Raw genomic sequence first — 6000 nt, forward strand, 5'->3', positions numbered from 1 at the left:
CGACCGTCTGTTCGTTCGGTAATCATGCTCCGAACGTGCGTGGCAGTCAACAGTTCGCGACCGCGTCAGCCGGGTGCGACCGGGCTCGCAGCGATCCGGGAAGTCACCGGGCCGGGCGGAGGTCGACGATCCTTCGCATCTTGCCGGCCGAGCGTTCCACGCCGTCGGGTTCGAGCACCAGCACCGCGACGTTGACGCCGATGACGTTCTTCACCAGGGCTCGCAGACCGACCCCGGCCGCCGCGGCATCGTCCGCAGTGGCGTCGACCCGGCGCTCCACCTGCACCGTCATCTCGTCCATCGGACCCGAATCACGATGCAGCACACACTGGAAGTGTGGCGACAACGCCGGCGTCTGCAGGATCAGTTCCTCGATCTGCGTGGGGAAGAGGTTCACCCCCCGCAGGATGATCATGTCGTCCGTCCGGCCGGTGATCTTCTCGATCCGCCGCATGGTCCGCGCGGTCCCCGGTAGCAACCGCGTGAGATCCCTCGTCCGGTAACGGATCACCGGCATCGCCTGCTTCGTCAGCGAGGTGAACACCAACTCGCCCTCCTGCCCGTCGGGCAGCACCTCCCCGGTGATCGGATCGATGATCTCCGGGTAGAAATGGTCCTCTCAGACGTGCAGGCCGTCCTTGGTCTCCACACATTCCATCGCCACCCCCGGCCCCATCACCTCCGACAGCCCGTAGATGTCGACGGCATGCAGATCCAGCCGGCGCTCCATCTCCGCCCGCATGTCGTTCGTCCACGGCTCCGCCCCGAACACCCCCACCCGCAACGAGGTCGACGACGGATCCACGCCCTGCCGTTCCAACTCGTCGATGATCGCCAGCATGTAGCTCGGGGTCACCATGATCGCGTCCGGCTCGAAGTCGCGGATCAACGTCACCTGCCGTTCCGTCATCCCACCGGAAACCGGAATGACGGTGCAGCCCAACGCCTCCGCGCCATAGTGCGCACCCAGACCGCCGGTGAACAATCCATACCCGTAGGCCACGTGGACCCGGTCGCCGGGCCGCACCCCACCCGCGCGGAGGCTACGCGCCATCAGGTTCGACCAGGTGGTGATGTCGTCCCTGGTGTACCCGACGACGGTGGCCTTGCCCGTGGTCCCCGAGGAGGCATGCACCCGGGAAACCTGCTCCCGTGGCACGGCGAACATCCCGAACGGATAGTTTTCCCGCAGGTCCGCCTTCGACGTGAACGGCAGCTTCGAGAGGTCCGCCAACATCGTGATGTCCCCCGGATGGACCCCGGCCCCATCGAACGCTTGCCGGTAGTGCGGCACGTTCTCGTAGACACGATGCAGGGTGTCCTGCAACCGCTGCATCTGCAGCGCCTGCAACTCGTCGGCCGACGCACGTTCGATCGGCTCCAGCGAGTCCGGGGCGGGCGTACGGTCCTGCACGGGTCACTTCCTCACGACGGCTGTCACGTGTGGTGGGGAGGCCGACTGCCTGCATCCCGGCACGACGGTGACCTTCTCCTCGGTGTTGGACAGGATGCCACTCCCGCCCCATTCACGCCCGCCGGCCGACCACGGCCGCAGTCGCGCCGGTCGCGGGTTGCACCGTTGCACCCCGACGACCGCAGGCACTATGGAGGCATGACGGACCTGCAGGGCAAGAACATCCTGGTGATCGGCGCGAGCGGCGGACTCGGCGCACCCCTCTGCCGTGCGCTGGCGGCCGCGGGTGCACGGCTGACGATCACCGGCAGGGACACCAGACGACTTCAGGACATCGGCCTGCCGGAGGCGACCGCACTGACGGCAGAGTTGAAGGACCCCAACGTGGGTCGCACCCTCGTCGATGCAGTCATCGACCGGCACGGGCAGCTCGACGGGGTGGTGTTCGCCGCCGGGGTGGTGGCGTTCGGCTCCGCCGCGGAATTGGATGACGACGTCGTCGACGAGCTGCTGCTGGTCAACTACCTGGCCCCCCTCCGGATCACCAGGGCGGCCCTTGGCGTCCTGCCGGCCGGTGGTTTCGTCGTGAACATCAGCGCCGTGGTAGCGGAAACGCCGGTGGCCAACATGTCCGCCTACGCGGCCAGCAAGTCGGCACTCACGGCTTTCGATGCGGCGGCGCGCACCGAGGCGCGGCGCAAGAAGATTCGGATCGTGGATGCCCGTCCGCCACACACCGAGACCGGACTGGCCACCCGGCCGATCGCCGGTGTCGCGCCCAAACTCCCCACCGGGCTCACACCGGAGTCCGTGGCCGCGCGAATCGTCAGCGCCATCACCGACGACGAATTGGACCTGCCGTCGTCGGCCTTCTCCACTGGCTGACCGAGCTCCAGGGGCCCTTACGGCGTAGCGTCACTGGCATCCCATCCGTCAGCGCAGACCCGGAGGTCAGGACATGGCAGGCAACAAAGCCGTTGCGTACATCGAGGCAGGGAAAGTCGAGGTGCAGTCGATCGACTATCCCAAGCTCGAACTGTTGGACGGGCCGGGTGTCAACCCGGCCAACATCGGCCGCAAGCTCAACCACGGCGTCATTCTGAAGGTCGTGACCACCAACATCTGTGGTAGCGATCAGCACATGGTCCGCGGCCGCACCACGGCGCCGCCGAACCTGGTCCTCGGCCACGAGATCCTGGGTGAAGTGGTGGAGGCCGGGCCGGACGTCGAATTCATCAAGGTGGGCGACATCTGCTCGGTGCCCTTCAACATTGCGTGCGGACGCTGCCGGAACTGCAAAGAAGGCAAGACCGGCATCTGCCTGAACGTCAATCCGGCCCGACCTGGCGCGGCCTACGGCTATGTCGACATGGGCGGATGGGTCGGTGGTCAGGCCGAGTACGTCACCGTGCCGTACGCCGACTGGAATCTGTTGCGCTTTCCCGACCGCGATCAGGCTCTGGCGAAAGTCCTTGACCTGACGATGCTCTCGGACATCTTCCCGACCGGATTCCACGGCGCCGTGACAGCCGGGGTCAAGCCGGGTTCGACGGTGTACATCGCGGGGGCCGGCCCGGTCGGATTGGCCGCCGCCGTCGGCGCCCAGCTGCTGGGCGCCTCGGTCGTGATCGTGGCCGACCTCAATCAGGAACGACTGGCCCAGGCCCGCAGCTTCGGATGCGAGACCGTTGACGTGTCCAAGGGTTCACCGCAGGACCAGATCGAGCAGATTCTCGGTGTTCCCGAGGTGGATGCCGCCGTCGACGCGGTCGGCTTCGAGGCCCGCGGCCACGGCGGCGACGCCGGCCACGAGGCGCCGGCGACCGTCCTGAATTCGCTGATGGACGTCACCGCTGCGGGTGGCGCCATCGGCATCCCAGGGCTGTACGTCACCGGCGATCCGGGCGGGATCGACGAGGCGGCGAAGGTCGGTGCCCTGTCGTTGAGCCTGGGAACCGGTTGGGCCAAATCGATCTCGTTCACCACCGGCCAGTGTCCGGTGATGCGGTACAACCTGGGACTGATGAAGGCCATCCTGAGCGACAAGGTGCAGATCGCGAAGGCCGTCAATGCCACCGTGATTCCGTTGGATGAAGCTCCCCAGGGGTATGCCGACTTCGACAAGGGCGCGGCGAAGAAGTACGTCATCGACCCTCACGGCATGGTCGCCTGACGGGTCCGCCCCAGTGATGCGGTCGGGGTGAAGACCTTCCGAGGTCTTCACCCCGCCGACCGTGCGCCGATCAGCACGTGGTGACCGCCCCAGCAGCTCAGAAGTACTGAGCGCCCGCGTCGATGCTCAGGTGTTCCGCGGTGATCAACCGGGCATCGTCGGACGCGAGAAAGGCGACGGCGTTGGCGATGTCCTGCGCCTCCGCTGCGTAGGTGGGCAGGAATGGAGTTCCCATTGCCGCCAGTGCCGGATTGCTGGCGTTGGTGCGGGTGATGGCCTCGATCATGGCGCCCGATCCCATCGGGGTGTTGACCGCGCCGGGGTGGATGCTGTTGACGCGGATGTTGTGCTTGCCGAGTTCGGCGGCGAAACCCCGCGTCATCCCGGTGACGGCGTGCTTGCTGGCCGTGTAGTGGATCATGAACGGCTGCATCTTCTTGCCGGCGTACGAGCTGATCAGGATGATCGAACCCCCGCCGGCCGCGATGAGGTGAGAAGCGCTGGCCTTGACGGTGTTCCACACTCCGACGACGTTGATGTCCATCGTCGTGGAGAACATCTCCGGCGTGGTCTCCTCCCAGGTCGCCGGGATGCAGATCCCGGCGTTGGCGACCACGATGTCCAGCCGCCCGAACTCGGCGACGCCCTCGTCGACCAATGCCTTCATGCCCTCCAGATCCCGGGTGTCGCCCTGCCGGAAGATGATGCGCCGACCGAGCCCTTCGACCAGTCGCACCGTCTCCTCGAGATCGGCCATGGATGAGGAATCGTAGGGCACCAGCGGGATCCCACCGGCCAGGTCGTTCGCGATGATGTCCGCGCCCTCCTGGGCGAGCTTGACCGCGTGGGCGCGGCCCTGTCCGCGGGCGGCGCCCGTGATGAAAGCGACTTTGCCTTCGAGCTTTCCTGACATGGCAATCTCCTTCTGGGTTTCTGCTGCTGGAAGTCTGGTGGGTTTCAAAGAGGGTCGTGGATTCGGTGCAGGGCCTGCTGCATCTGGCGGGCCCGTGGTGCCGGCGGCAACGGGTCGACGGCGTCCACCGCGCAGGCCCGCACGAAGTAGGCGACCATTCGACGCCACGCAGTCGGCGCAGCGTCACCGGTGGCGCCGACCACCCCGGCATTGGCCATCAGGATCAGCGCCAGGTCCACCGACGAGAAGTCCGGACGCAGCGCGCCGGCGGCCTTGGCCCGGGCGATCAGGGTGCGCAGGCCCTTGTAGGCACGGGTTCGTTCCGCTTCCAGCTCGAGCGCACTGGGAAAGGTCATGGTGAGCACGTGGGCGAAACCCCGGTCGGCCGCCTGCATCCCGCAGACCGTCCAGACGTACTGAGAAAAGCCGTTCCAGGGATCCGGATCGCCCAGGGCCGCTTGCATGGCGTCGGCGTAGGCCGTCATCCGTGGGGCGAAGGTCGCGTCGATGATGGCCTCGCGAGTGGCGAAGTTGCGGGACAGGGTGGCGATGCCAACCCCGGCGCGGCGCGCGATCTCGCTCATCGGCACCGCCAGGCCGGACTCGGCGAATACCTCGCGGGCAGCCACCAGGAGCCGGGCGCGGTTGCGCTGCGCGTCAGACCGGCGCGCCCGCATCCCGTCGGTGTCCTCGGTGACTGCCATCCTCCAAACCTAGACCAAGTGGAAGCCATCTACCGTTTGAATCGTCTGGGCAGTGGAAGACAGCTTCCACTTGATCTCGAGGTGCCGGCGCGGCGCTCGGCTCGCCTCCGTCTTTCGGCGAGGTGTCCCTCGATCCGGCAAACTGACGTCATGACCGATGACTTCCACCCCGATCTGCTTCACGCCCAGCCCAATCTGCGGCACATCCGGGCCGCCGAGATCGACGGCGAAACCGCACAGACGTCAGGCATGCAGCGCTTTGCGGCCATCAGCAGGACGAAGGTCGGGTCGGAGCGGCTGTGGATGGGGCAGACCCATGTGCAGCCGAGGATGCGCTCGGACAATCACCATCACGGCGAAGCAGAGACCGCGATCTACGTGATCGCCGGGATGCCTGAGTTCGTTTTCCTGGACGAACAGACAGGTGAGGAGGTCCGACTGCTAGTGTCGCGTGTTGCAAGTGACTTTACTGTGGATGTTTGAGAAAATGGGGTATGTCCAGAGCTGCCCCGCTGATACTGCGTCCCGGCGACGAACCGAAACTGACTGCCCTGCTGCGAGCCACCACGGCGGCGGCCGGGATGGCGCAGCGCGCCAGGATCGTGCTGCTGGCCGCGGAGGGAATGACGAATGTGGCGATCAGCCAGCTCGTCGGGGTGTCCCGGCCAACCGTTTTGGAGTGGCGCAACCGTTACACCGCAGGCGGTATCGCAGCGTTGCAGGATTTGGAGCGTTCCGGGCGGCCGCCGGTCATCGACGACGCCGCCGTCGTGGTCGCCACCTTGCAGCCGCCGCC

At 66.6% G+C, this 6000-nt stretch carries 6 protein-coding genes and 1 pseudogene; 4 read left to right on the forward strand and 3 right to left on the reverse strand.

What is annotated here, in order from left to right:
• Window positions 1-103: 103 nt before the first annotated feature.
• Window positions 104-1414, reverse strand: a pseudogene (gene paaK, locus ABIB25_RS28060) (phenylacetate--CoA ligase PaaK).
• A gap of 198 nt (window positions 1415-1612) precedes the next feature.
• Between paaK and ABIB25_RS28065 the strand changes: the two are divergent.
• Together ABIB25_RS28065 and fdhA are read left to right on the forward strand one after the other, a co-directional pair.
• Window positions 1613-2299 carry an SDR family NAD(P)-dependent oxidoreductase gene (locus ABIB25_RS28065; RefSeq protein WP_354531804.1) on the forward strand — a complete coding sequence of 229 codons (687 nt, stop codon included), beginning with the start codon at window positions 1613-1615 and terminating at the stop codon, window positions 2297-2299.
• Between the two features lie 73 nt (window positions 2300-2372).
• A complete protein-coding gene (gene fdhA / locus ABIB25_RS28070; RefSeq protein WP_354531805.1) occupies window positions 2373-3587 on the forward strand; it encodes a formaldehyde dehydrogenase, glutathione-independent in 1215 nt (404 codons plus the stop codon).
• Between the two features lie 97 nt (window positions 3588-3684).
• Here the strand turns inward: fdhA and ABIB25_RS28075 are convergent, their stop codons facing one another.
• Both ABIB25_RS28075 and ABIB25_RS28080 read right to left on the reverse strand, forming a co-directional pair.
• Window positions 3685-4500, reverse strand: coding sequence for a mycofactocin-coupled SDR family oxidoreductase (locus ABIB25_RS28075; RefSeq protein ID WP_354531806.1), 816 nt, complete (start codon window positions 4498-4500; stop codon window positions 3685-3687).
• 44 nt (window positions 4501-4544) lie between these two features.
• Window positions 4545-5204, reverse strand: a complete 660-nt coding sequence (locus tag ABIB25_RS28080) for a TetR/AcrR family transcriptional regulator (RefSeq protein ID WP_354531807.1) — start codon at window positions 5202-5204, stop codon at window positions 4545-4547.
• A gap of 150 nt (window positions 5205-5354) precedes the next feature.
• Between ABIB25_RS28080 and ABIB25_RS28085 the strand changes: the two genes are divergently transcribed.
• Complete coding sequence (locus ABIB25_RS28085; protein ID WP_354531808.1) at window positions 5355-5687, forward strand: hypothetical protein; 333 nt, start codon at window positions 5355-5357, stop codon at window positions 5685-5687.
• Window positions 5688-5698: 11 nt separating this feature from the next.
• Window positions 5699-6000 (forward strand): helix-turn-helix domain-containing protein (locus ABIB25_RS28090; protein WP_354531809.1); only part of this gene is annotated, 302 nt, incomplete at its 3' end.

It is taken from the genome of Nakamurella sp. UYEF19 (assembly GCF_040546275.1).
Classification (GTDB): Bacteria; Actinomycetota; Actinomycetes; order Mycobacteriales; family Nakamurellaceae; genus Nakamurella.